At 29.7% G+C, this 25,154-nt stretch carries 30 protein-coding genes; 9 read left to right on the top strand and 21 right to left on the bottom strand.

The window, feature by feature from the left end:
- Positions 1–235 precede the first annotated feature (235 nt).
- The 9 genes from CAR_RS00490 to CAR_RS00450 form a co-directional block, all read right to left on the bottom strand.
- Positions 236–1,441, bottom strand: coding sequence for an ABC transporter permease (locus CAR_RS00490; RefSeq protein ID WP_041556031.1), 1,206 nt, complete (start codon positions 1,439–1,441; stop codon positions 236–238).
- A gap of 4 nt (positions 1,442–1,445) precedes the next feature.
- Positions 1,446–2,120 carry an ABC transporter ATP-binding protein gene (locus CAR_RS00485; protein WP_013709785.1) on the bottom strand — a complete coding sequence of 225 codons (675 nt, stop codon included), beginning with the start codon at positions 2,118–2,120 and terminating at the stop codon, positions 1,446–1,448.
- Positions 2,113–3,348, bottom strand: a complete 1,236-nt coding sequence (locus CAR_RS00480; protein ID WP_013709784.1) for an efflux RND transporter periplasmic adaptor subunit — start codon at positions 3,346–3,348, stop codon at positions 2,113–2,115. Before CAR_RS00480 ends, CAR_RS00485 begins: the two co-directional genes overlap by 8 nt.
- Positions 3,349–3,366: 18 nt before the next feature.
- Positions 3,367–3,906, bottom strand: coding sequence for a hypothetical protein (locus tag CAR_RS00475; protein ID WP_013709783.1), 540 nt, complete (start codon positions 3,904–3,906; stop codon positions 3,367–3,369).
- A gap of 165 nt (positions 3,907–4,071) precedes the next feature.
- Entirely contained in the window at positions 4,072–4,290 is a 219-nt protein-coding gene (locus tag CAR_RS00470; RefSeq protein WP_013709782.1) for an uberolysin/carnocyclin family circular bacteriocin, read from the bottom strand.
- Between the two features lie 87 nt (positions 4,291–4,377).
- On the bottom strand, positions 4,378–4,959 hold the full coding sequence (locus CAR_RS00465) for a hypothetical protein (RefSeq protein ID WP_041556030.1): 582 nt from the start codon (positions 4,957–4,959) through the stop codon (positions 4,378–4,380).
- 4 nt (positions 4,960–4,963) lie between these two features.
- Complete coding sequence (locus CAR_RS00460; RefSeq protein ID WP_013709780.1) at positions 4,964–5,491, bottom strand: stage II sporulation protein M; 528 nt, start codon at positions 5,489–5,491, stop codon at positions 4,964–4,966.
- 30 nt (positions 5,492–5,521) lie between these two features.
- Positions 5,522–6,148 (bottom strand): ATP-binding cassette domain-containing protein, encoded by a 627-nt coding sequence (locus CAR_RS00455; RefSeq protein WP_013709779.1) that lies wholly within the window; start codon positions 6,146–6,148, stop codon positions 5,522–5,524.
- Positions 6,141–7,685, bottom strand: coding sequence for a hypothetical protein (locus CAR_RS00450; RefSeq protein WP_013709778.1), 1,545 nt, complete (start codon positions 7,683–7,685; stop codon positions 6,141–6,143). The genes CAR_RS00455 and CAR_RS00450 overlap by 8 nt, the downstream gene beginning before the upstream one ends.
- 321 nt (positions 7,686–8,006) lie before the next feature.
- Between CAR_RS00450 and CAR_RS00445 the strand changes: the two genes are divergently transcribed.
- On the top strand, positions 8,007–8,873 hold the full coding sequence (locus CAR_RS00445) for a helix-turn-helix domain-containing protein (RefSeq protein ID WP_013709777.1): 867 nt from the start codon (positions 8,007–8,009) through the stop codon (positions 8,871–8,873).
- A gap of 359 nt (positions 8,874–9,232) precedes the next feature.
- On the opposite strand, the gene CAR_RS12810 is transcribed toward CAR_RS00445, so the two are convergent.
- Together CAR_RS12810 and CAR_RS00435 are read right to left on the bottom strand one after the other, a co-directional pair.
- Entirely contained in the window at positions 9,233–9,685 is a 453-nt protein-coding gene (locus CAR_RS12810) for a hypothetical protein (protein WP_013709776.1), read from the bottom strand.
- Positions 9,675–9,887, bottom strand: coding sequence for a helix-turn-helix transcriptional regulator (locus CAR_RS00435; RefSeq protein WP_013709775.1), 213 nt, complete (start codon positions 9,885–9,887; stop codon positions 9,675–9,677). The genes CAR_RS12810 and CAR_RS00435 overlap by 11 nt, the downstream gene beginning before the upstream one ends.
- 1,301 nt (positions 9,888–11,188) lie before the next feature.
- Between CAR_RS00435 and CAR_RS00430 the strand changes: the two genes are divergently transcribed.
- On the top strand, positions 11,189–11,491 hold the full coding sequence (locus tag CAR_RS00430; protein ID WP_041556029.1) for a hypothetical protein: 303 nt from the start codon (positions 11,189–11,191) through the stop codon (positions 11,489–11,491).
- Between the two features lie 354 nt (positions 11,492–11,845).
- On the opposite strand, the gene CAR_RS00425 is transcribed toward CAR_RS00430, so the two are convergent.
- The 7 genes from CAR_RS00425 to CAR_RS00390 form a co-directional block, all read right to left on the bottom strand.
- Positions 11,846–12,397 (bottom strand): helix-turn-helix domain-containing protein, encoded by a 552-nt coding sequence (locus CAR_RS00425; protein ID WP_013709773.1) that lies wholly within the window; start codon positions 12,395–12,397, stop codon positions 11,846–11,848.
- A gap of 1,437 nt (positions 12,398–13,834) precedes the next feature.
- Positions 13,835–14,386 carry a helix-turn-helix domain-containing protein gene (locus tag CAR_RS00415; RefSeq protein WP_013709772.1) on the bottom strand — a complete coding sequence of 184 codons (552 nt, stop codon included), beginning with the start codon at positions 14,384–14,386 and terminating at the stop codon, positions 13,835–13,837.
- A 284-nt stretch (positions 14,387–14,670) separates the two neighbouring features.
- Complete coding sequence (locus CAR_RS00410) at positions 14,671–14,850, bottom strand: hypothetical protein (protein ID WP_041556027.1); 180 nt, start codon at positions 14,848–14,850, stop codon at positions 14,671–14,673.
- Positions 14,851–15,110: 260 nt separating this feature from the next.
- Positions 15,111–15,314, bottom strand: a complete 204-nt coding sequence (locus CAR_RS00405) for a hypothetical protein (protein WP_013709771.1) — start codon at positions 15,312–15,314, stop codon at positions 15,111–15,113.
- A 160-nt stretch (positions 15,315–15,474) separates the two neighbouring features.
- Positions 15,475–15,918, bottom strand: a complete 444-nt coding sequence (locus CAR_RS00400) for a hypothetical protein (RefSeq protein WP_013709770.1) — start codon at positions 15,916–15,918, stop codon at positions 15,475–15,477.
- Between the two features lie 2 nt (positions 15,919–15,920).
- Complete coding sequence (locus CAR_RS00395) at positions 15,921–16,118, bottom strand: helix-turn-helix transcriptional regulator (protein WP_013709769.1); 198 nt, start codon at positions 16,116–16,118, stop codon at positions 15,921–15,923.
- A 235-nt stretch (positions 16,119–16,353) separates the two neighbouring features.
- On the bottom strand, positions 16,354–16,548 hold the full coding sequence (locus tag CAR_RS00390) for a hypothetical protein (protein ID WP_013709768.1): 195 nt from the start codon (positions 16,546–16,548) through the stop codon (positions 16,354–16,356).
- 356 nt (positions 16,549–16,904) lie between these two features.
- Between CAR_RS00390 and CAR_RS13210 the strand changes: the two genes are divergently transcribed.
- The 7 genes from CAR_RS13210 (at position 16,905) to CAR_RS00350 (ending at position 21,966) form a co-directional block, all read left to right on the top strand.
- Positions 16,905–17,060 carry a hypothetical protein gene (locus tag CAR_RS13210; RefSeq protein ID WP_013709767.1) on the top strand — a complete coding sequence of 52 codons (156 nt, stop codon included), beginning with the start codon at positions 16,905–16,907 and terminating at the stop codon, positions 17,058–17,060.
- Between the two features lie 150 nt (positions 17,061–17,210).
- Positions 17,211–17,714 carry a DinB family protein gene (locus tag CAR_RS00385; RefSeq protein ID WP_081701921.1) on the top strand — a complete coding sequence of 168 codons (504 nt, stop codon included), beginning with the start codon at positions 17,211–17,213 and terminating at the stop codon, positions 17,712–17,714.
- 85 nt (positions 17,715–17,799) lie between these two features.
- On the top strand, positions 17,800–17,967 hold the full coding sequence (locus CAR_RS00380; protein ID WP_193352081.1) for a hypothetical protein: 168 nt from the start codon (positions 17,800–17,802) through the stop codon (positions 17,965–17,967).
- A gap of 562 nt (positions 17,968–18,529) precedes the next feature.
- Complete coding sequence (locus CAR_RS00370) at positions 18,530–19,039, top strand: MepB family protein (RefSeq protein ID WP_013709764.1); 510 nt, start codon at positions 18,530–18,532, stop codon at positions 19,037–19,039.
- Positions 19,040–19,729: 690 nt separating this feature from the next.
- Positions 19,730–20,149, top strand: coding sequence for a hypothetical protein (locus CAR_RS00360; protein WP_041556024.1), 420 nt, complete (start codon positions 19,730–19,732; stop codon positions 20,147–20,149).
- A gap of 270 nt (positions 20,150–20,419) precedes the next feature.
- Positions 20,420–20,773 carry a hypothetical protein gene (locus CAR_RS00355; RefSeq protein ID WP_013709762.1) on the top strand — a complete coding sequence of 118 codons (354 nt, stop codon included), beginning with the start codon at positions 20,420–20,422 and terminating at the stop codon, positions 20,771–20,773.
- A 506-nt stretch (positions 20,774–21,279) separates the two neighbouring features.
- Entirely contained in the window at positions 21,280–21,966 is a 687-nt protein-coding gene (locus CAR_RS00350) for a DUF6448 family protein (RefSeq protein ID WP_041556023.1), read from the top strand.
- A 422-nt stretch (positions 21,967–22,388) separates the two neighbouring features.
- Here the strand turns inward: CAR_RS00350 and CAR_RS00345 are convergent, their stop codons facing one another.
- From CAR_RS00345 to CAR_RS00335, 3 genes are all read right to left on the bottom strand, one after another.
- A complete protein-coding gene (locus CAR_RS00345) occupies positions 22,389–22,766 on the bottom strand; it encodes a pyridoxamine 5'-phosphate oxidase family protein (protein ID WP_013709760.1) in 378 nt (125 codons plus the stop codon).
- Between the two features lie 383 nt (positions 22,767–23,149).
- Positions 23,150–24,139: an ABC transporter permease gene (locus tag CAR_RS00340; RefSeq protein WP_013709759.1), complete on the bottom strand. Its 990-nt coding sequence runs from the start codon at positions 24,137–24,139 to the stop codon at positions 23,150–23,152.
- Positions 24,140–24,152: 13 nt separating this feature from the next.
- Complete coding sequence (locus tag CAR_RS00335) at positions 24,153–25,055, bottom strand: ABC transporter ATP-binding protein (protein WP_013709758.1); 903 nt, start codon at positions 25,053–25,055, stop codon at positions 24,153–24,155.
- Positions 25,056–25,154 lie beyond the last annotated feature (99 nt).

Raw genomic sequence — 25,154 nt, 5'->3', positions numbered from 1 at the left:
GTGTAAGTTACGCCGATGATATTCTACTTTACTCAATATTCAACAACTTTATTAGTTGGGTTAGGAGTCTTAGTTGGCTTTTTATTAGCTTTTTAGTATCTTACACAAAATATTTTACACTACCAAAGAAAAAAATATCAGCTATTTTGAATAATTATCGTTATCTTAAAAAACTATTTAACATGAAGTGAATATAGTTTTCCATTTAAAAATCATCTTCTCTCGTTTTTGAAATTTAAATGATATCAATAATTTCTTTCTTACTTGCCGCATTCGCTGGTGCGTAACTAAAAATCAGTCCTACTAGTGCAGAGACTCCTATAGATACAAGAATCGTTAACAAGTCTAATCCTGTAGAGAATGGTAAAAAGAATGACGCAATGGAAGAAAATAGCCAGCCAAGTAAGTATCCAAGTATACCTCCTATACTAGTCATCATAACGCCTTCTAAAACGAATTGTGCTCGAATACTTTTCTGAGAAGCACCCAGTGCACGACGAATCCCAATTTCTTTTGTACGTTCAGAAACAGAAATGTACATCATATTCATCACGCCGATTCCAGCAATAAATAAAGATATACCTGCAACGCTTGCGATAAATAGTGTTATACCTCTTAATACTTGAGATAATCCATCGTCCAGAGCAGACATGTCGAAATGCGTATACGTACCTCTATAATTCATTGACCCTTCTTCTTCCAGTAGCGAAATACTTGCTTCCGCTACATCAGAAGGGAGTGAGCCTCTGGCAACTGTTATACTGATCTGATCTTCTATCAAATCTTCTTCATGATAACGATTGTAGCTATTTTTCGGGATTTCGATTTCCTGAGGAAGAAAATCAGCAAAAATACCTGAAGAATCAACGTCTTCTTCATATATTCCCACTATTGTATACAGTTGATCTCCTAAGAATAGCCCTTTCCCTATAGCTGCTTCTTCAGTCTCATACTGACTCTCAACAAGAGAAAATGGCGCAACAACCACACGATTTTCTTTTTCATTATCGATAAAGTCAAGTGACCTCCCAGCAATTACTGATTTTCCTTTATCCTCTGTCAAGGACGCTTCTATGTAATTTTCTTTACCCTCAATCACAGTATCAAATGAAGCGAAATCTGAATTCATACTGATTATTTCCACACTTTGAACGCCGGTGATATTCTCAATCATTCGAAAGTCCATATCAGAAAAAAAATCTTCATTGGTTTCAAGCATCCAATCAACATCGTCTGCTTGAAACTGAATGTCTACTGTCAGCAATTCTCCTTCATCAGGATTTAAAGATTCTACGACATAGTTTTCAAAACCTCTACCAATGGACATAATCGTACTAACAGCTGCAATTCCAATTACGATACCAATCATCGTCAGAAAGCTTCTTTTTTTATTTTTAAGCAGTGCATTCCATGCACCTTTAAAGAACACTAACGGGCTCAATTCTTCACCTCACTTCTTCAGTCAATACGCCATCTTGCATACGGACTATACGGTTACAATATTCAACAGTCTTCGGATCATGCGTGACTAGAATAATAGTAACTCCTTCTTCTTCATTCAACTGTTTGAATATATTCATAATATCTCTGGATGTATGTGTATCAAGCGCTCCAGTGGGCTCATCTGCTAAGATGAAATCCGGATTATTGATAATAGCTCTAGCAATTGCAGCTCTCTGCTGTTGCCCACCTGATAATTGTTTAGGCATTTTTTTACCTTTATCACCTATTCCCAGCTTTCCAAGGAGTTCCGTTACTTTGTCTTTAGTTTGACGATAGTTCCATCCATCATACAGCAAAGGTAACTCTACGTTTTCTTCAATCGTCAATGTCTCAATCAGATTGAATTGCTGGAATACAAAACCGACTCGCTGATTTCTAAGTTTAGATAGATCCGCATCATTTTTTGACGTAACGATAGTTCCTTCTAGAAAATAGTTTCCATCATAATTACGGTCAACAAATCCAATTAAATTCAGCAAAGTAGATTTACCTGAACCAGATGGCCCCATAATCGCTAAAAAGTCTCCTTGTTTGACCTCCATTTCGACATTTTTCAATACAGGAATCCACTCTTTATCTGCTTTATAAGCTTTCCTGATTTTTTCTAGCTTAATCATACATCACCATAACTTCATCACCATCAGCAATCTCGGGACTTGGGTCTAGCAGTAATTCTTCGTCTATCTCTAATCCAGCATCTAAAATATAGAAATTACTCTCTTCTCGAACTTCGACTTCTCGCCGTTCAACGATTCCGTCAACATTTACAAAGACGATTTTAGTTCCATCTTCTTTAATCACAGCAGACTGCGGCAGATAGATGACACCTTCACTGAAACCAACTTGAACAGAGAATCCATATTGAATAGGCTCTTCTGGTATAACTGTAAATTGGTATCTTGAAGAAGAAGAGCCTTCTGCATCAGCTTGCATAGGTAGAGAACTGATTTGATTGATTTTCCCGTTCACTTGCTTATCAGAGCTCATCAAACTGATTTGCACGAGGCTCTCTTCTTTTATTTTATTGTAATCATATTCAGAAACAGACGCTTCGACTTTTACGTCTTTAGACAATAAGCGAATAATAGGCTGTTCACTAGACTCTAGACTTGCCGCATTCGTATTGTTCAGTTCAACGACTCCTGAAAAATCTGCTGTAACGGTTGTCGTGACAGCATTTCTTAAGTTTTCAATCTCATACTCAATATCTTCCATTTGATCATTTAGATCTCGAATACTCACCTCAACACTTTCGATTATTGCTTCCGCTTCTGCTTTATCTGATTCATATTCCATCAGGTCTGTTTGTGCAGCTTCAAATTCTGCATTCATATCTAAATTTTCTTCTGTCTCAACAGGCGCTTGCACATTCTGATTGTTTTTTTTTATGTTTGCATTCGCCGTAGCCAACGTATTTTTGGCATTTGCTAGTTCTGTTTCTGCTTCAGATCGACGTTCTTTTAGTCGATTGTGTTGACGATTCTGTTCATTTAGCAATCGTTGGTTTTCTTCATTTGTATAAGTAAATAGTTCCGTTTCTGCTTCTACTTCCTGTCCCTCTTCCACCAGAATTTCAGCGATCACGCCTTTTGACGGATCATAGTACTCTTCATGAACCTCTGAAGCCTTTACCATTCCCTCAAACAAGATTGGATCTTCTTCTCTCACAATATGTACTGAATACATCTCCTCTGCTTCAATTTGCACACCAGAGCTCTGAAAGAACTGAACAATAAAGAAAATCAGTATAAGTACCACTATAATTCCGACAGCGAGGAGTCCTTTTCTTTCGCCAATCCGCTTCAAGAATGAACGGTTCGGCATTTTTTTGTCTTTTGCTTTCACATTTATACCTACTTTCTTTTAAATCCCAAGATTACTTAATAGCATTATTGAAATCACAGTAAAGATAATTTCTATAGCCAGCCAAGCTATCTGAACAATCGTAATAGATTTCTTGACATGTGCTTCTTTCTCTTCGCCTGAAAAATAGAAAAACAGGAATAAACCTGTCGTAATGACATCAACTAATAAGGCAATCGTTAAATTATCTTGAATACTAAACTCCTGTACTAAGAGGTTTATCACGATTCCTATAGCACTAGAATAAAATAAAGCTGACCAGATGTCGTATTTATAAACCTTTTTTTCTTTTGATATCCACTGAGTCGGAAACTTAGTAAAAACGTATTGAATACCTAAAATTATCAATCCTCCAATAGCACCTATAATTCCGCCTACCAATGTACTCATTATTGAAAAAGGTTCTACTTCCTCGAAACCTTCTAAAGGTATCACTTCTATTGTAAATGTTGTGAAAAATATCCCACTCAGAAAAATTACTATATAAACTATCATTGCTCCCCATGGAAACTTTTTATTCTCTATTACTTCCTCATTCATTCTTATTCCTCCAAAATAATTTTATGGTTAATACACTAAATAATAATATGAAACAATTAACCATTCACTATTTTATGTGTAAGATTTAAATATAATTTATAAAAATCAAATAGGTGACTCCATTAATAGTTATGGAACCACCTACTCTACAAACTGTGTATTAAACTACCATGCAACTAATGCAGTATAACCTAGTTTTTTCAATTTAGACTTAATCAAAGTACGAACTGCAACTGCTCCAATTGCGATAATACCTCCGCCAGCTGCAATAGATGCTACAATAGCCCATGCAGATGCACCCGCTACTGCTAAATCAATAACATGCGTTGCTGTACTGCGACCAATATTCATTGAATTCATTAACTCCATAGTTAATTCAATCATTTAAGAACTCCTCCTTTCGATATATTTAGGGTTTTTCCTTTTTTAAGGTGCTAATGGATAACCCTATAAACCACGATATATTTAATATTAATTAGGTATTAACATTGTTACTAGATAAACTAATCCTATAATATATGCTATTTTCCACCTTCCGCTTTCAACACTTTCTCTAAAAATAATAATCTGAATGATGGTTGAGACAAAACCTACTATTGAAAAATTATTTAGTATCTGATTATCGCTAAAATATGAAAAGGGAACATTTAAGAAATCAATAATAAACATACTATTAAAAAACATCACATAAAATGATTTTATTATCTGATAAAATACATATGGAAAAAATGATATAAATATAACATAAAATATTTCATTAAATTTCAGTTCGATTCTAAAAATCAAAAAAATGATTTTCAATACTAACGAAGTAAAGAATGACATAATAATAGGGAAAAAAAACGATAAGATAAATACAATAATACTTATTATCGCTTTTATACCCATTGTATTATCCAATACAAGTAATGTAGGAAAACTATTATTTAGTAGTTTCTCGGATTCATCATAGGCAATAAACATACTAAATAATGCATATGCAATACTAATAGCGAACATTAAATTTGGCAAATCATTTTTTTTAATAATTCTTTTTATACTAAAATCTTCCAAGAACCTAACCCCCTATAACCATTTTTATTAAGTATGGAGTCATTGTTGCTTCCAACATAGCTGCTATAGTAACTAACAATATAACAACTAATATTAAAAAAACCATTTTTATTAATTCTTCCTTAACTATCATTAATGAAGATTCCTTTTTAATAATCTGTAAGATAAAATATATTGGATAAAAACCAATACACGCACTGATTATTAGTGCAGGTATTTCAAAAAGACCGTGTGGAAAAATATAAAACAATGAATCTATTATTCCAGATTCACTAATTTGAGCAGCAATTCCTACTCCAAAAAAGATTGCATTTATCGAAAAAATTATAAATGTTGTAATACCTAAAGAAAAAAATCCAAGCATTAGACTACATGCCACTTTTATATTATTAGTAAAATAATCTAGAAACTTTATTTCTTCAAATTCCCCGTATTGAAATACATTATAATCGATAATAAAAAATCGAGTAAATATACCTATACAGAAAAACACTATAAATAATACTACAGTTCCTTTCAGCAACCTTTTCATTTTGTTCACTCCATTAATAGCCTAGTGACTTTAGACTGGGGAATATCTTAATTTTCCTGCATTTAGTTCTATAACTTCAGTACAAATATCCTCTATTAGGTTCATATCATGAGAAGAAATTACTATCCCTATGTTATTTTTTTGTGCTATCTCTTTAAGTATTTTTTTCAGATGAATCTGTGATTGTAAATCTAAACCAACCATTGGTTCATCTAGTAATAGCAGATCTGGTTTGAGCAATAATGCTAGCATAATTTTTATTTTATTTTTCATTCCAAAGGAGAGTTGATTTATTAAGATAGACATTTTATTCTCTAAACCAAGAGAATTAACTAAAAGATCAATTTCATTTTCTGTATCCTTAAAATTTTTTTTATGTAACTTTAATAGTAAATCTATCATCTCTTTTGAAGTCAAATTCCCAAACAATTCTAAATCAGTTGGTAGAAATAGCTTTTTTTCAAATGAACTGGAAATTTTTCCATCAAAAATTAAAGAACCGTACAGACATTCTAGTAAAGTAGTTTTTCCAGAACCATTTTTCCCAATTAGTCCTACTATATCTTTTTCTTTAATTTCTAAGGAAATATTATCCAAGATCTTTTCTTCTTGTGAGTAAGCAAAAGATAAGCTTTCTACTTTAATTGTTTTATCCATTAATCCATTTCTCCCATTTAATTTTTATTATTAAGCTAAAGAAAATCACAAAATATATCGTTCCAACAAATAAAATACTTAAATTTGAAATAGCAAATGCTGAAATTTCATTTATTCTATCTACATATACAAATAAATTTAACGATATTATTTGAGTAACTAATAAAAGTTCATATCCAATGATTAAAAACGATGACACAAATGATCTCGCAATGTTTTTACCCTCTTCAATTCTATTTCTAAAATTAGGAAATATAATAACGCTTATTATATAACTGCATGTATGAACTAAAGATGTAGTAAAACTTATATTTAAATATGTTAGTAATAAACTAATATCTTGTAGTATTATAAAAATCACAATAGAAAGAACTATACTTGGTATTAAACTCATTAAAAATATTTCTGTAGACTTTATTTTTAAAAATTCATACGGTCTTCGGTATAAGTACATCATGATTGTAATCATCTGACTTTCTTTGTCAATTCCATGGGTTTCTTCAAATGTATCAAACAAATTACTTATGAATATTATCAGTGCTAAAGTTAAAAGAGAATGTAAAACTCCCAATTCAATATTTATATTTTTAAAAAATATAGTAGTTGTAACTATAAAAGTAAAAAAGAAAAATAACTTTTTATAATAAAATATTCTAGTTCCATTGCTTCTACTAATCTGAATTTCATTTTTTTTGATAAAATTCATTACATCACTATATGGTTTATAAAGAACCTTCTTTTGTTTATTTAAATTTCCTTTGTAGCCTTTTTTGAGTATTAAAAAGATATATTTTTTTATATATATATTAGATATATAATAAGTAATCGGTATCATCACTAAAGAAATTACTAAGGTACCTTGGGGTTTAAAAAAACTAACTATGTTACTAACTATAAGAAAATTTAGTTCACTATTTTTATAAAAATAGTCCATTATATAGTAAAGCAATAGGGAAAAAAAGATATTCATAAAGAAAAATAGAATTATTTTCGAAAGTAAGTTATTTCTATTTATAATTTTTTCTCCTTGTAGAAATCTACTTATGAACATTACTCTAATGAATATTGAAACAAAAGTAGCTGAAAAAAAAAGTACAAAGAAGTATACATATTGTGATAATTCTACTACTGAAAGATTTAAAATTAGTCCTACGAATATAGGAAAAAAAACTACAATTACCCAACTTATTCTGTCATCTATAAATTTTAACCATACTATTTTTTTTAGTTTTGAGCCTTCTTCAGAAAGAAAATAATAAAACTTCTTTTTTGATCGATAGGTTGATTTTTTTATATTAGAACTAGATAAGTATAGAAAATAAAATAGTAAAAAAAATTCAATAACTCTGTTGTAGCTCTCCTTACCTAAAATTTGAATTAAAGAAAACCCTATAATCAGACTTACAAATAAACATATACAAGTTATGCTAAGTGTAAAATAAAGAATTTTTTTCTTACTAAAGTAATAATCTGAAAATAGAATATTTAAATTACTTCTGAAGTACATTATATGATTAGCCAAAATTATATTTAACATTTTTTTCTTCCTTTAGTTATAGTTAGATTCCTATCAATAAATTGTTCAAACTGTTAATACAATCTTTATAAAACTATAAACAATACATATTAATAAATCACTACTGATACTATTTTCTTATATAGATAATAAATTATAAAGCTTTACCAAAGTAATTCGACTATCCACCAATAACATCCCATACTAAAATATTGATTGTTTCTGACATCGTATTTTCCTCCTATATATATATTTCTTAATTTTTCATACTATAAATAACATATAGTATTCATAATTTATATGTTAAAATGTTAACAATAAGAAACAAAATAAGGAGCTTATATGAAAATAGGAAAAGTAATAAAAACTATTAGAACGTCAAAAAAAATAAAAACATCAAATACATATAGCAACATTTTAAGTCGTCCTGCAATTTCAAAATTTGAAAAGGGGCTCAGTGATACTACTTCTACAAAACTATTTCAAATACTAAATAATTTAAACGTTTCTTTAGATGAATTCTACCTTATTTATAACAATTACAACTTAGATGATGAACACACTTTCCTTAGTAAATATTCCCAATATTTTTATCAAAATGATATTGAAAATTTAAAAAAGTTGAAAATTAGTCTTAAAGAAAAATATAAAGTTAATAATCAAATAAAACTCTTTCATTATTCAGTGCTAACTGATTTAACAATTAGTTATATCTTAAATGAAAAACCCAATTCAAAAAGTCTAGATATTCTACAATCTTACCTTCTTAATTGTGAAGACTGGACCTATTATGAAATAGTTTTATTTACCAATTCATTAGATTTATTTTCCGAAGAACAAATATTGTTACTATATAAAAGAACTAAAAGTAAACTAGAACACTTTAAAATGTTAAGAAAGTATAATAATGAAATTTTTTCGTTGTTATCAAATATTTTAGTTATTTTTATTAAAAAAAATAATATTAACAAATCTTGCTTTTTCTATGAGGAACTTAAAAATAATATGTCTGAAACTATTAATACAATGTATGAAAAAACAATGATGATTTTTTTTAAAGAATTAGTAACTATAATGAGTTCAAAGAATTATAATAATAAAAATATAGAAAAAATTATTTCTTTATTTGTCTATTTAGATATGCCATTAAAAGAATTCCAATGTACTTCATTATTTGAAGTAGTAAAGAGCAATAATCAGATTACATAGTACTTAGTGCCTAACTTCAAGTAAATAATAATCTAACGTAATTGATTAAGTACGTTAGATTATACTTAGAAGCCAAAAGGACTCTACTGCTTTTAAGCGATAGAATCCTTTTTTTTCAATAAATTATTCTATAGAATTTCATGTAAAATGGATTAGTTGGTTGATTAATTTAATAAAAAAGATAACTTAATTAACATGTTTTAAAAATAGAATAAATTCTCCTCTTTCTCCTCAGTTGAATATCTAATTAATAACTAATTTCTTGATAAACAAAAAATAACCTTGATAAATCAAGGTTATTTTCACACTATTCTATCTAGTTTCATGTATTAACTTTTGAACATAATATGGATCTACAGCTAAATTTTATTATAGTAATAAAGATATGTAACTAGTTGTGAAAAAAAAGTGAGAATGAAAACAATCCCGAAAGCTACAGCTGAACCGAGAAGTGCTGCTCCGATAAGTCCATCTATTCTACCTAAATACCATACAATCACAGCAACAATCACAAGAATTAAAGAAGCGATTTGAATAATTATAATCGAGGCATGAGCAGATTTTAAATTGACGAGTTCTTCTCTTTCGTCTTTTTCTTGTTCCGCTCTTATTGTTTGCTTATAATTTAAGCTTTCCTGAACAAGCCAAAATCCAACAAACGTATCAAATACCAGATGCATAAGGACTCTTACAATTTTCCCACCACTCATACTGTCAAAGAAAAAAATTAATTCCCTTACAGAAACTAAAGAGAGCAATAAAAAAAATATCCCTAACCAAAACGTTTTTTTATTATAAATTTTATTTTTCATTTTCTACATTCTCCTCCAAACAATATAATTCTTCGACTGTTGTTCCAAAAACAAGAGCTATTTTATAAGCGAGCATAAGAGAAGGATTATAATTTTCTTTCTCTAAAGAAATAATGGTTCTTGAAGAAACAAATACTAAATCAGCTAATTGTTGTTGAGTCATATTGCGTATAGTCCTAAACTCTTTTACTCTATTTTTCAAAATGAATCTTCTCCTTTTTTAATGAAGCAAACTTCACATGAAGCTCACTTCACATTTTAATGATAACAGAATAGACTGTCAATAGTTATTTGCATTTTAGTTAATAAAAATTATTTAAAAGTGAAAAAAGAACCTTATCAGAAAAAGGTTCTTGATACACTACTTTATGTAGAGCAGTGTGTTTAATGCTATAAAGACTCTATTGTTTAAAAAGCAATAGATTCCTTTTTTTATAAATGTAAACTAATGGTTGCTAGTTGTAAATCAAAGGGTGCGTTACTTTTCAATTAAAATAAGAGATACTACTAGAGACGAATTAAGATTTTTTATAGTGGAGAGGATGGTCACATATGAAGCAAAATTACTTTAATGTTATACAACTTTTTTTTGAAAAAACGTCGAGTCTTATGGCAAATTTTTTCTTCTTTTAATTTTATATAACTATTTCTTTGTAAGAAACAACTCAATCATTAGTATTACTTACAAAGAATTATATATTATTGTATTCGTAAGTAATATATTAGGTATTTTTTCATTACTATCTAAAAAAAATAAGATTAGTAAATAAAACTATTTTTTAGAATATGTGTGTTAAATATAATGGGATAAAATTAATGGTGTTTAGCTAAAGAAAAGAGGCGGTCTTCTTGTTTGCAATGCAACCATTTTACGCTATCTTAGTGGGAATCGTTTATGTCGAAGTATTTATTTATTAGTCAGAAAAGAAAAGAATTACATTTCTTATAGTATTACTATATTTCCATCTTTTTTACAGTTGTCATTTCTCTTTCTTTGGTTTGAAAAATCAATCTTTTTAATGACTACCCAAAATGTAGGATTTCAAACATATGAACATTTTTCCACATTTGTGACTACTTCCTATTTTGTCTTGTTTATACCCCAGTTAGTTATTTTTGCATAGTATGGAATAAAAAAATAGGCGAACAAGATCAATTCCTCTTATTGAAAAGAATCTTCCAATTTTTTTATGTAGGTGCATTAGTTGGAATTTTAATACTGGGACAACCTATCTTTGAAATCTTATATTATGGATTTGCTCCTTGAAATAGACTGATTAAAAATTTCTTAATACAATAAGGTTTTCAATACACTACTTTATCTAAATTAGTGTGTCAAACCGATAAATTTACAATAGCCTTATTGTTTGTTTTTTCTAGTAGGTATAACCATAATAAGCAAGCAAATAAGGAACAAACCTAAAATTTATTTTGCAATCAATCATAAAAACTATAGAATAAAAATAAAGATTATTTAACTAGCATAGAAAGGTGGTAATTGTTTTGAATATAAGTTTAATATTATTTATCTCGTCAATTAATCAAGAACCTACAGTGGAAAATACTCAATCATTAGTGAAAACCTTTGAATCTGACTTTCGCCCTCAAGTAGGAGATATAATTGACGATCCTGGATTTGATTCAGGCTTTCATAATGGATACGAGGTGGTGAAAGTTACAATAAATTATACTTTAAATGAGTGCTTTGTTTCCTTGGTGCCGTTAGCAATTGAAGTTGAAAAAATTCGTGTTGAAGATTATATAAAAAAGCTTAAAACATATGGATGGAGTATTCAGTCTAGGTAGCACTTAGCCGTTTTTATTATAAGTTACTATTTTCAATCGAGAACGATTGTTGGATAAATCTTTTTTAGAAAAGGATGGCTTCAGTCACTCTTTTTCTAATTTTATCAAGGAGTAGAGCGAAAAATAAATGGTAACTGTTTAATAAAAAAAAGATCCTTGATTAAACAAAGTTCTTAGTACACACTTTTAAGCAGTTTCAGGTATCAAAGTTCTTAGTTAACAAAAGTATACTAGTAGTTATAAAAAAAATCCCTCTACCAAAAAGGTAGATAGGATTCTTTTTTCACCTTTGATTTTTCAGGGTTCCAAATACAGAGATCTATCCAATTAAATTTTATTCTAAATAAAATATGACTACTCACTATAAACCATTTTTTTGTTATATTTTACATATTTTGTAAAAAAATCAACTAAGGTTTGAGTAATCTTTTTAGCTAACGGGTAAAGAACTATTCCAGTGAGACATAAAATGATACTTGCGAAAGATTGGAGAATTGAAAAACTTTGCACACCCGTTACATTAGCGCCTAGAAGTAATATTGGTGATATGATAAAGGTTACTGTAATTAACCAAAGTGAAAAAACGAGTAAGATAGCTGTTAGAGCTACTGCTGAAAATAAAATTAAATTGAACAATAGTACACCAACTAACGCAAACCAATTGAATTTTTTCATAGACACTTCCTCCTCTTTCTTTTGTACAGCTTTTTTTGTTTCAGAAATCAATTCGTCAATCGATAGTCCATAGAGGTTACTTAATTCTTGTAAAACAAAAATATTGGGCAGTGTTTTATTTTGTTCCCACCTCGAAACGGTTTGTCGAGTAACATATAATTTTTTGGCAATATCTTCCTGAGTGAGATTCGTTGCTGCTCTTGCTTTTTTTAGCGAATGACCTAATGACATTTTGCTTATCTCCTTTATAGTTAGTAGTTTACTTATTTCAGTAAAAAATTAAAGCAACAAACGTGTTACGCTATTGGTGCAACAGCATTTTCATCACAAATTCATAAAAATTCCACTTACTTATATAGAGATAGTATTAAAAAGTTATCTTTACAAGATTTTATATAATTTAATGTATTAGATTAGTTTAACATTTGTAAAAGGGATATGTTTACAATTAATCGCACTTTGAAGAATAGTGTTATCTCTTAACGGAGTCTAAAAGTACCGCTATACTGACCATAATTCAAAATACTTAGACAACAGACTACTAATTATTATAAACTATAGGTAATCAGAATGTGAGGTAGATAGAATATGTTAGAAATATTACCGTTTACAGGTATCATAGGTGGTTTAATTTTATTCAATAGTAATGAAAGGAAAGGTTTCGTAAATAAATTATTATTTTTTATGTTTTGGTTTTCATTAATAGCGCCATTTATTTTAGGGCTACTTGACCCATTTATAGGAAAGAACTCAGCTATTTTACTAATTTTATCTATCATGAATATTTGTTCGATCATTATCTTTTCAGTTAAACTAAACTTTAATAGTTTAACCATTTTTAATAAAATCTGTGTTGTACTTGTATATTTAAGTACTTTTATGTATCTATTGTTATTTTTTTACATATGTAATAAAGTATAAAATGAACATTAGATAATAAAATAGAGCACCCATAATTAGGAGCTCTATTTTTTATTTAAAGAACACGTTTCTATCTTATTTTATGTATCTGTAAATATAAAAAGAATGGAGGTTTGAAAATATGTTCAAAAAATTAACTTATTCTACTAAAAAATTTATTGAAGCTATATTTGATTTGATTTCTACTATCGTAATTGCTCTATTACCTTAAAACTATCATCTGAAATAGGGTGTACTAAAATCGAGTTTACTAGTTATAAAGGGTAAAATAATTTTTGATTTAACAAGGTTTTATATACACGACTTTATGTATTAATAATATTTATCGCTTTTTATATATTAACCATGGTTGCATTTCTTTCACTTTATTTTGAAGTTCGTAAGCACAATGATAGATAATAAAATAGAGCTACTTTTACATACAGAATGCTAGTATAAAGACAAAAAAACGACGAGCTTGTATTTCACCCCCGTTGGAGTATACATAGAGTTATGCTTAATGAAAAGGAATTTAAATTTACTACAAATAATTAACTAAATAAAAAGATTGATTTTACAAGATTCCACATACACTATTCTAAACAATTTCATGTATCCAAGTTCTTTAGTTACCAAAAGTATACTAAGAGGTTATAAAAAAAGAATCCCTCTACCAAAAAGGTGGGGAGGATTCTTTTTTTACTTTTGGGTTATTAGGGTTCCCAATACAGGAAATTATCCAATTAATTTTTTTTTGATAAAAGATGACTACTCGCTATAAACCATTTTTTTGTTGTATTTTACGTATTTTGTAAGAGAATCAACTAAGGTTTGAGTAGTCTTTTTAGCCAGTGGATAAAGAACGAGTCCAGCGAGACATAAAAAGATACTTGCAAATGATTGGAATATTGAAAAGTTTTGTATCCCGGTTACATTAGCTCCTAGAAGTAAAAGTGGCGATACAATAAAAGTTCCTGTAATTAACCAAAGGGAAAAAACGAGTAAGATAATTGTTAAAGCTACTACTGAAAATAACAGTAAATTGAACAAGAGTACCCCAGCTAACGCAAACCAATTGAATTTTTTCATAGATATTTCCTCCTCTTTCTTTTGGATAGATTTTTTTGTTTCAGAAATCAGTTCGTCAATCGACAGTCCATAGAGGCTACTTAATTCTTGTAAAACAAAAATATTAGGAAGTGTTTTATTTTGTTCCCACCTCGAAACAGTTTGTCGAGTAACGTATAATACTTTAGCGATATCTTCTTGAGTGAGATCCTTTGCTGCTCGTGCTTCTCTTAGCGACTGACCTAGTGACATTTGGCTTATCTCCTTTATAATTATTAGCTTACTTAATTTCAGAAAAAAATAAAAGCAACAAACGTGTTACACTATTGGTGCAACAGTCTTTATCTTAATATATCTGTAGTTTTATGTAAGAATAAAAATATATCTCAAGGATAAATTTCCTGATGAAATTTTATCCTTGAGATATATTGACATGTAAATAAGTTAAAAATCGATTTTGATTCCTATTAAATTTAATTAACAGACTGATCAGTCTATGGTCTTGTTGGTAGAAAAGCTTAATTTTATTTAGCATTTTACCCAGCTTCTTTAAAAAATTTTTCTAAATCTGCCAGCACGCCGTTCTTAGAAATAAAAGGACTAAAAATTACAACAAATGAAAGAATTATAACTGGAGGAATAGGAGTCTCCCATATAATATAAAGAGCTACTACAAGGTAAATAAACGTAAAGGCTATTCTTTTAACCCATTTCATCCTAAACAACTCCCCTTATAAAAATATACTGCATATAACACTATTTCTCTCAACTGTAATTAGGATTGATCTTTTCTTTTAGCATTATCATAAGTAAACCAGCAGCCTAATAATACAAAAAATAACATAACTAAACTATCTACCACCTACGTAAAACCTATAGTACTTTTTAGAGTGATTGCAGAAATTATTAATATTATTACACTAAAGATCTATTTCTTAGTTCTCATAAAAAAGCTCCTTCTATGACTAATTATAGTTTACTGTTTGCCTTTTGCTTTTATAAAGTAAGTGATAAAAAATATTACCAAGCCAATTGTAAGTAAGATAAATTCAGTTCCTAAAACACTCGTTTTAATATACTGATAGATTGATAACATTAGTAATGAAACTATGTAAAACATATTAGACCATTTTGCAGATGATTCTCCTATTGATTTTTCCATTTTACTTTCGTTTTTCATAGTTGATGTCTCCTTTTTTATTTTTAGTATATCAAAGATGAACGGACTTATTTAATTTAGAGTAAAAAAACAATAAAACCAGCAAAAAATAACCTTGTAAGATCAAGGCTACAGATACATGAATTTATCTAATTTCATGTATTATTTACTTGCTGAATATTTACCCTTCTTTTCTCTCTCTTTTTTCATCTATTTTATTTTTTATAAAGTAAGTAATGGGGATAGATACAAACAGAAGTCCTGAAAAAAATTGAGTAGCGCCTTCATTTATTTTTCCATTTATCATTATTTCTTCAGGTCTAACTAAAAAAGTTTGATAAGTTGTATATAGGCCTAACAATCCTACAATTAAAAGTAGCCAAGAGTAGCTTTTTTTATCATCTTTTTTACGAAAATAGGCATTATGATAGACACTTATATTCGCAAAAAAGATGGCGACTACAAACATTATAATCAACATCTCTGTCTCTTTGGTTGCTCCCCATTGAAAATTAAAAAATAAGCCAAGGATATAATTTAGTGCTAATAGACTGATTAAATAAATAAACGAATAATAGCCATATTTATATCGCATTAATTTCTGGTATTCATCGTATTGTTTCATGTTTATTCCTCCCAAAATAAATCGTTTAAAGTTAAATCCAATTTTTTACAAATCTCTCTGCACAAATTGATTGTCGGATTGTAATCTCCTCTTTCAATAGCGCTGATGGTCTGTCGAGTAACATTGACAGCATCTGCCAATTGCTGTTGAGATAGATCATTCTTTGCTCGTGCTGCCTTTAATCTTAAATTCTTAGCCATATTATTCCTCCAGATATGACAAATATATATTACAATAAGTAAATTATATCATTTATCAGAGTAGATACAATAGTTTAAATGAATGAGCATATTTTTTTATCCTTTTACTGTGGTCATAACCATTAAAAATTTAAAATGGTAGAATTATCGTATAATTTTATAAAAAAAGAACCCTGCTAGAACAAGGTTCTGAATACATAACTTTATGTAATTTCATATATCTTTTATACGTTTTTCATTTTTTATCCTTACTTAATTTATTAAATAATCTCGAATAGAGATACCAATTAAAGCAAATACCAAAAAAGAGTAAAATACCCGGGATCCATAATAAGCTACCGTCACGTTTGGCATATGCAGCATATACAAATCCAAGTAAAATTAACAACGTAATTGCAACCAAATGAACGAGTATTTTCATTATTTTCATATCGATTTTCTCCTGTCCTTATTTAAAATAATTTTAAAAGGTAATTAATCAAGAAGGCAAAGGTAGCTCCATAAATGAGCCATTTTCTATTAATCCAATTTTTTTTTAATTCTTTCTAACAGTTTAGTTAACATTGAATTTTCTCCTAACGAGTTGTTATCAAATATTATACCATTTCTCATTATATTCTATATCAACATATCATTTTAATTTACATAAAATGAAACTACAAAAAGTCCATTTTTAAAAGGTTTTGTATACACGATTATAAGCAATTTCATGTATTGAAAGAAGTCTAGGTAACACTTATCCACCTCCTATTCGTTATTACTTATAACAGACAGGAGGTGAATATCATGTCAATAGTAGACGTTAATGTGCCAATTAATAGCTCTATTTTAGTACTCGTTGAAGAAATTAAAGAGTGTCTAGAAACGAAATTTCTGATTCAGGCTACTCAACAAGATAGTATTGAAAATGCAATTGTTGCCCTAAAATCTCAACTAAATTAACTTTATATAAAGAAAAGAGGAACACTTCAATTGAGAACTGCTTTTGCACTTTAGATTATTTGATAATAGAGAAAAATTCACTTTTTTTTCTAGCGTTTTAATTAACAAATCTTTTGGTTGGTGGTAAAATCACCTCAAGGAGTGATAGAGATGACAACTATACAAGTAGAACTATTAGATCGTGTTCAAGAACGTTTTGAAGAAACTTTGGACAAAATGACGGTAGAAGAGGCCAATAAAATGCCACATCCTTTACTTAAATCAGTAACTTGGCTCTTTTGGCATACTGCTCGTGAAATTGATATGCAGATTTCTGATCTAAAAGGCGAAGAAGCCATGTATACAAGTAATGGGTGGAATAAACGTTTTGATTTGCCACTCCCAGATGATACGCCCGAATACAAACATACATCAGAGGAAGCTGAACAAGTCACCGTTTCTGACAAAAATCTCTTAAGTGATTATTTAGATGTCAGTATCAAATTAGCAAAGGATTATCTAGATAATTTAAATGAAGATACTTTAGATAAAATTGTTGATGAAAATTGGTCCCCACCAGTAACTCATCAAGCTCGACTTATTTCTATTATTGACGATGCCGTTATGCATTCAGGACAAGCCGTTTATACACGTCGTTTGGTGATTAATGAATAATAGAAAGTGCGATTAATTAACTTTCTCGCTTAATTACAGCTTATTCGTTGTGTATTTAGTTGCGGTACATCAGAAGGCCTATTCGTTGCATGGCTCTTTAGCTCAATGTAATAAACTGAAAAATAAAAAAATGGGACTTCGTGTTATTTTTAGAGAAGTACAAGGTAAATTTGAAGTGATCCAAGTTGTTATTATTGGAAAAAGAGATAAAGAAACCGTCTATAAAATCGCTGAAAATCGTATAATTAACTAAACAAGAGCTCTAACACTATAATGAAAAGTGTTAGAGCTCTTGTTTTACAATACATGAATTTATCCAATTTCATGTATATGTTATCCTTTGATTATCAAGAAAACTGAGTAATTAAAATTTATATACAAGTGGTGATTGAATGAATAAAATTTTAGTGTTCTCAATTTTAGGGATGGGGTTAACTGGTGCCGTCCTAATCTTCTCGGTTGCTCTATTATTCAACTCTCCAATAGGAAATGCACTGAAGATAGTTACTGCTGGTTCACTAACAGCTTTCATTATATTTGCTATTTCCGCTCTAGTGCTTCGGCGGCGATTAGATAAGTAAGAAAAAAGCCGGCTATTCCGATATTTTTCATGCCTGTTCTCTCTGACCCTTTTTAGCCTCTCAGGGATCAAACTTTACACAGTAGTAATGTCAATTAAAGACCAACAGAAAACCTTAAATTAATAAGGTTCTGTATACCCGTTTTTATAGATTTTCATGTATTAATTTAGTAAATACAAAAACTACTTTTATCCATAATAAAATACGTTTAATAAAACTCTAAGGAGCGATATAGTGAATCATTTTCAAGAAGCTTTGCGATATATAAACCAAACAATTTATGAACCGAAACAATTAACAGTAGAATCTATTCAAGAAGAAAAACAAAATGCTGAATATGGTGCAGGTGTATTTCGATTATCTTCTAAAACGATTCGATTTAGGGTCTCAAAAATTACACCAACAAAAATAGGGCAATTTGTTGCTTTCTGGGAAAAAAATAGCAACAATAAAAACCGTCCTTTTTTATCTGAAGAAGCACCAGAATTATTAGTTGTAACAACTTTTAAAAATAATACCGAATTTGGTCAATTTGTTTTTCCAAAAGAAATTCTTGTTGAAAAAAATATACTTCGTTCTCCCTCTACTACAGGAAAAATGGCTATAAGAGTCTATCCTAGTTGGGATACACCAATTAGCAAACAAGCACTGAACACTCAAAAATGGCAATTACCTTATTTTGTTGATATGAGTACTCATAATCAAGAGTCTATAGATAAAATAATTGATCTATACTCTCTGTAACTTACGAAATACCTAATAATAAATGTGAAAAATCACCTTATTAAAATAAGGTTCCAGATACATTATTCTATGTGGAATCGTGTGTTTAATATAATAAGGACTCTATTGTTTAAAAAGCAATAGAGTCCTTATTTGATAAATGTAAACCAATGGTTGCTAGTTGTAAATCAAAAGGTGCGTTACTTTTCAGTTAAAATCAGAGATAATACTAGTGACAAAGTAAGTTTTTCTATAGTTGAGAGGATGGTTACACATGAAGCACAGTTACTTTAATGTTATACAACTTTTTTTTGAAAAAACGTCGAGCCTTATGGCAAATTTTTTTCTTCTTTTAATTTTATATAACTATTTCTTTGTAAGAAACAACTCAATCATTAGTATTACTTATAAAGAGTTATATATTGTTGTATTCGCAAGCATTATATTAGGTGCTTTTTCATTACTATCTAAAAAACATAAGATCAGTAAATAAAGTAGAAGGAGGTTTTTAAATGAGTGTAGGTATATCAATCTTTTGCTTTCTTATGATTATTATAGCTATCACAAAAAATAAACAAAAAAAATGAGAGTAATAATCTTTTTTGTTGGACCACACTAATTCACATAAATAAAACTATTTTTTAGAATATGTGTATTAACTATAATGGGATAAAATTAATGGTGTTTAGCTAAAGAAAAGAGGCGGTATTCTTGTTTGCAATGCAACCATTTTACGCTATCGTAGTGGGAATCGTTTATATCGGAAGTATTTATTTATTAGTCAGAAAAGAAAAGAAGTTCATTTCTTATAGCATTACTATTTTTTCATCTCTTTTACAATTGTCATTTCTCTTTCTTTGGTTTGAAAAATCAGTCTTTTTAATGACTACCCAAAATGTAGGTTTTAAAACATATGAAGATTTTTCCACATTTGTGACTACTTCCTATTTTGTGTTGTTTATACCCCAGTTAGTTGTTTTTGCATGGTATGGACTAAAAAAAATAGATGCACAAGATCAATTCCTCTTATTGAAAAGAATCTTCCAATTTTTTTATGTAGGTGCATTGGTTGGAATTTTAATACTGGGACAACCTGTTTTTGAAATTTTATATTATGGATTTGCTCCTTGAAACATACTAATAACAAAAACTTAGTAAAACAGGTTCTAAATACATTAATTCAAGCAAATTTATACATGTATTAAAATTAGTGATAATATAATTAAAATTTTCTCGTTCTACTACTTACTTTTTTTAGTTGTGATAGCCTTATTTATGGGAGGTTTTAAAATGAAAAATAGAAGGAATTTAATTATTTTTTTAATAGGATGTTTAGTAGGAGTTATTATTTACATACTAGTGTCTTTATTACCTATTTTAAATTGAAAAGGGGATTTTATTGTGATAGATTACATAGCTTACCTTCTTGTTATTATAATAATAGCTTGGAGTTTAGTTAGTATTTTAAATGTTTTGTTAGGAAAATACACTTCTGTTTTTGTACGCTATTTTACTGTGGCTTCTGTCTTTCCAAGTCAACTCAAAAATTTATCTGAAAATAAAGAAAAAGAGAAACAGTTTAAATATTTAGTCATTTCAAACGAAATTTTACATATTTTAATTACTTTATTTTTGCTAGGTGGCTCTTTATCAAATCGTATTCCCAACATAGTATGGATTTGTCTTTTCTCTTATTATGCTAGCTCTATGTTCTTTCGTTACCGTGCCCGCAAGTTATTAGAAAGCGATTCTTAAACAAAAAGAAAAGTCCCTCACAATCAGACTAAATAGTCTAATTGTGAGGGACTTTTTCTATTAGCTATACAAATTTAACTTCAATGACTTTATAAAATGCTTTAGCAATATCATTCATGATATATCTATATTTAAAAAACAACCCTTCAAGGTGGAAAATAAATATAGCAAACATCACAATTTTCAGTATTAGATAAATTAGGGTTTAAGCGACTCTGGTTTGCGGAGTCCAGCGGGTCTGATGAGCTGGTTTTGGTGACCTATACCTTCGATTCGGAAGACAGAAAGCAATCGATAGAGCTGCTTGCTGAACTTTTGTTCTAAATTTTAGCGCGAATTACTTATGTTTCGTTTGACGCACGGAACACGCACTGCGTAAGAAAAATAACTTTTTGCCCATTGTTGATTAGGATCAATATTCTTCTGATAAGTTTCTTATATACTATAGTCAAGTTGTTGAAGAAGTCATCAGTGACTAAAATATAAAAAATATGGAGGAAACAAAGATGAAAAAGAATTTTAAAAAGTTACTCGGAGTTACAGCAGTTAGCGCAGGTTTGTTTTTAGCCAATCCACTGACTGCAGAAGCACACTGTGATACGGAACAAGGACCAGTCTATGACGCCCTCCAAACGTCTTTAGAGGAAAGAAACTTTGACTATATCGCACACTGGGTGCCAGAAGCGGAAGAAGCAGAATTAGAAACGTACTTTGAGCGTACAATGTCCGTGAAAAATAAAACAAAAGATGCAGAAATTAACGACTTAGCTGATGATTACCTCTTTGAAAACTTTGTCCGTATCCACCGTTCTAGCGAAGGCGCTCCTTACACAGGAATCAGTCATGAGCCGGTTGATCCTGGAGTGGCAGCTGCTGATGAGAGTATCGAACAAGAAAGCTTAGCCCCATTAGAAGAAGCAGGCTTTGTGACCGAAGACAACCGCGAGCACGTCGAAGAAGTATTTACTGATCTACTTGAAACCAAAAATTTTGAAACTGGTGACACAGAGGCAGGCCGTGCTTATGTTGAAAACTATGTCACGTTCACCCACTTATTCGAAGAAGATCATGATGAAGCACATGAAGAAGAAGGACATAAAGAAGAACAGGACACACATACTGAAGAAGTAAACGCAGAGTCAGAAGAAACAGAAGGCAACTGGTTTACACAACTTTTTAGCGGCTTGTTTTAATTAAATAAACATAAATCTAACAAAAAAAGAAGCTTCTTTTTTGTTAGACAGCTCTCTTGTGTAGAGAGCATCTTGAAAATTGTTCCAGCAAAACTATTGGTGGGGACCACCAAACAACTGTTTTAGTTGCAGATATTAAGAACCAAGTTTTCGCTACTCTAGATTGCGCTGAAAAGATTAGCTAGAATGGTGGATTTGGACTTTTCAATTAATTGTAAGTAATGGAACCGTTCTACATTTTTGTAGAGCGGTTTTTTATTTTCGTTCTACTTACAATCCAGATAAAAAAGGACTCTGCCGCTGTTTAAGCGGTAAAGTCCTTTTTTTAATCAATGCATCATTTTACTGATTTTCATATCTCTTAAACGATTACCCCTTTTAGAAATATAGTAATTCATAATAACCAAACTTGCAATTAGAGATTAAAGCAATTGTTTTTGAGATTCTACGGTAACTTCAAGTAATTTATTCATAAAGGGATAGTCCTCTTTCATTTGGTCAAATTCTTCGCCAGTATCGAGGAAACGTGCCCGTCCTTCAATTAAGAATCCTGTTCCTTGATAACTATTGAAACCTTCAACTTCTCGACTACCTAGAGTTAAGATAACTTTGTCGTTTTTTATCATATCTGCTTGAACGCTGGTAAATCCAGCGATTGGAGCTAAAATGCGTTCATCGTTAGTTATACGTAAATATGAGTTCCAAGTACAACGAACATGTGGGGTCTCACTGCTTCCCCATGACGTAACAGAAACCACACCTTCGTGTTTGACAACTTCAAAAAAAGTTTTACTTAACATATTTAGCCTCCTATATTGATCTATCGTATTTCATAAGAATTATACTCCTAAACGAACATAAGTTCAAGAACGCCCTTTTTGACATAATTGTAAAATGATAAAGTTAACAATGGAACTATATAAAACCTATTAGGCCATTTTGCGAATGATTCTGTAACTAATTTACCTTTAGTAATTAACTATCTACTTATAGTATTGTTTTCTTATGGAGTAGAGTAGAAAATAAAATAAAATAAAAAATAACCTTGATTAAACAAGGTTATTAATACTTACTTTTAAGCGATTTCGTGTATTCAAAGTTAATTTATAATTGTTATTACTTTATTGGACTCTTAGCCTTAGCACAAGAAATACAACTGATAAAGAAGCTCTTACTATCTGATCTAAGCCAATATATCTTTTTTATTAAAGGAATAATATGCTACAAATAATAGTAAAATAAGGTAAAGACTATTTATTATCATCGAAAAAGGAAGCGTCATACCTTCCATAGAAGGATTGTTACCTGGTAAGTAGTTTGTCAAATTCCAATTAGCCATTAATAAATATTTGGTTAGCTCTGTTTTAGAGAATAAATAGAGCGTTAATAGTGGTCCTAAAAATAATATTCCTAATGTAGCACCTAAAGATAATGATGTATTTCTACTAATCGTCGAAAGAGAAAAAGCAATAGTCGCAATGATAATGAAATAAATTAAATTACTTGCTAGTATTCCTAAAAAATACAACCAAAAATTAGAATGCATATAAGTCCAATCTGATGATAGATAGACATATTCAGTAGTCGAGTTGATTTCCGAAGTAAACAGTGCAACTACAATTGTTCCTATGTATAAACTCATATAGTAAGTCACGGTTATTAGTAGTGTAGCAATATACTTAGAGGTCAATATTTTTGAGCGAGAGTACGACCGTATCAGCAATAGTTTTATCGTTCCCATCGAAAATTCTTTCGAAACCATAGCGCTTGCTATAATCGTAACGAAAATACCTATCAACAAATTCAAACTAGACGTACCTACTAGAGAATCATAGAGATTGTTTGTAGCCGGGGGCTTAATATCTTCTTTTAGGTGATAGTTTAATCGTTCTATTTCACCTTGCTTTTCGCTAGCCGTAATTTCATCGACAAATGATACCTCTGATTCACTAGTTAATAGTTTTGTATTTTCTTCCTCTAAGGTAGTAATTTGATTCGCTGCTTGATCTTGCCAGTCCTTACCATACGAAATATCTTCAAATGCGGCTTCATCATTAAACAATAATGGCATTAGGCTTAATAAGGCCGATGTTCCTAAAATAATGATCAATGTTACATAGTTATTTTTTCTAAAAAAGACTTTATTCCATTCATTAACCACTAGATTTAACATAGTTTACTCCTTCTTATTCCATTGTCAGATTCATAAATCGATCTTCCAATGAATTCTCTTTTGGTTCAATACTGTAAATAGCTATATTATTTTCAACAAATAATGTAACTATTTCAGGAATTTCTAAATTTGAAATAGATAATTGGAATTCAAGTAATCCTTCAATGACTTCACTAGGTAATTGATATTCCTTAAACAGTAATTCCTGAGCCTTATCAATAGGAGTTACCCTGAATTGATAATATTTATCCTCATTCTTTTCTTTTAAGTTTTCAATAGCTATTAATTCACCTTCTTTAATAATCGCTACTCGATCACACATTAATTCGATTTCACTGAGCAAATGGCTCGATACAATGACAGTTACGCCTTTTTCATGAGCTAATGTTTGAACATATTGTCTTAATTCTTTTATTCCTGCCGGATCTAGCCCATTAGTTGGTTCATCCAATATCAAAACTTTCGGATCATTTAATAAAGATTGAGCGATACCTAACCGTTGTCTCATCCCTAAAGAATAGGTTTTAACTTTATCATTTATTCTACTTTTTAAATCTACAAACTCTATGAGTTCATTTATTTTTTCAGTTGAGCTCTTTAGATCCATTCTACTAAAGTATTTTAAATTTTCTAATCCTGATAAAAAAGGATACATTTCAGGATTTTCGACTATTGCGCCAACATTTTCTAATGCTTCTTTATGATTATTTTGCACATCGTGACCACAGATTTTTACGCTACCCGCAGTTATGTCGATTAGGCCAACAATCATTCTAATAGTTGTCGTTTTTCCAGCTCCATTAGGTCCAAGAAGCCCAAATACTTCTCCTTTTTTTATATTAAGAGATAAATCCTTAATGATCTTTTTTTTACCGATGATTTTACTTAAATGACTTATTTCTACATTAAATTCCATAGGATCTCCTTTATAGTTTATTCATTGATCAATTATCATTTTTCAGAATTACATTTCATCCCTCTAAGTGATACCTTATTATCTACTACATAGTCTTTA

The sequence above is a fragment of the Carnobacterium sp. 17-4 genome, assembly GCF_000195575.1.
Taxonomy (GTDB): domain Bacteria; phylum Bacillota; class Bacilli; order Lactobacillales; family Carnobacteriaceae; genus Carnobacterium_B.
The sequence above is the reverse complement of the archived record's forward strand: the minus strand, read 5'-3'. Positions and strand labels throughout refer to the sequence as shown.

Coding starts and splice junctions, on each gene's coding strand:
- CAR_RS00485 (WP_013709785.1), bottom strand. CDS start 2,120: ATGATTAAGCTAGAAAAAATCAGGAAAGCTTATAAAGCAGATAAAGAG.
- CAR_RS00475 (WP_013709783.1), bottom strand. CDS start 3,906: ATGAATGAGGAAGTAATAGAGAATAAAAAGTTTCCATGGGGAGCAATG.
- CAR_RS00470 (WP_013709782.1), bottom strand. CDS start 4,290: ATGATTGAATTAACTATGGAGTTAATGAATTCAATGAATATTGGTCGC.
- CAR_RS00460 (WP_013709780.1), bottom strand. CDS start 5,491: ATGAAAAGGTTGCTGAAAGGAACTGTAGTATTATTTATAGTGTTTTTC.
- CAR_RS00455 (WP_013709779.1), bottom strand. CDS start 6,148: ATGGATAAAACAATTAAAGTAGAAAGCTTATCTTTTGCTTACTCACAA.
- CAR_RS00450 (WP_013709778.1), bottom strand. CDS start 7,685: ATGTTAAATATAATTTTGGCTAATCATATAATGTACTTCAGAAGTAAT.
- CAR_RS00445 (WP_013709777.1), top strand. CDS start 8,007: ATGAAAATAGGAAAAGTAATAAAAACTATTAGAACGTCAAAAAAAATA.
- CAR_RS12810 (WP_013709776.1), bottom strand. CDS start 9,685: ATGAAAAATAAAATTTATAATAAAAAAACGTTTTGGTTAGGGATATTT.
- CAR_RS00425 (WP_013709773.1), bottom strand. CDS start 12,397: ATGTCATTAGGTCATTCGCTAAAAAAAGCAAGAGCAGCAACGAATCTC.
- CAR_RS00415 (WP_013709772.1), bottom strand. CDS start 14,386: ATGTCACTAGGTCAGTCGCTAAGAGAAGCACGAGCAGCAAAGGATCTC.
- CAR_RS00410 (WP_041556027.1), bottom strand. CDS start 14,850: ATGAAATGGGTTAAAAGAATAGCCTTTACGTTTATTTACCTTGTAGTA.
- CAR_RS00405 (WP_013709771.1), bottom strand. CDS start 15,314: ATGAAAAACGAAAGTAAAATGGAAAAATCAATAGGAGAATCATCTGCA.
- CAR_RS00400 (WP_013709770.1), bottom strand. CDS start 15,918: ATGAAACAATACGATGAATACCAGAAATTAATGCGATATAAATATGGC.
- CAR_RS00395 (WP_013709769.1), bottom strand. CDS start 16,118: ATGGCTAAGAATTTAAGATTAAAGGCAGCACGAGCAAAGAATGATCTA.
- CAR_RS00390 (WP_013709768.1), bottom strand. CDS start 16,548: ATGAAAATAATGAAAATACTCGTTCATTTGGTTGCAATTACGTTGTTA.
- CAR_RS13210 (WP_013709767.1), top strand. CDS start 16,905: ATGTCAATAGTAGACGTTAATGTGCCAATTAATAGCTCTATTTTAGTA.
- CAR_RS00385 (WP_081701921.1), top strand. CDS start 17,211: ATGACAACTATACAAGTAGAACTATTAGATCGTGTTCAAGAACGTTTT.
- CAR_RS00350 (WP_041556023.1), top strand. CDS start 21,280: ATGAAAAAGAATTTTAAAAAGTTACTCGGAGTTACAGCAGTTAGCGCA.
- CAR_RS00345 (WP_013709760.1), bottom strand. CDS start 22,766: ATGTTAAGTAAAACTTTTTTTGAAGTTGTCAAACACGAAGGTGTGGTT.
- CAR_RS00340 (WP_013709759.1), bottom strand. CDS start 24,139: ATGTTAAATCTAGTGGTTAATGAATGGAATAAAGTCTTTTTTAGAAAA.
- CAR_RS00335 (WP_013709758.1), bottom strand. CDS start 25,055: ATGGAATTTAATGTAGAAATAAGTCATTTAAGTAAAATCATCGGTAAA.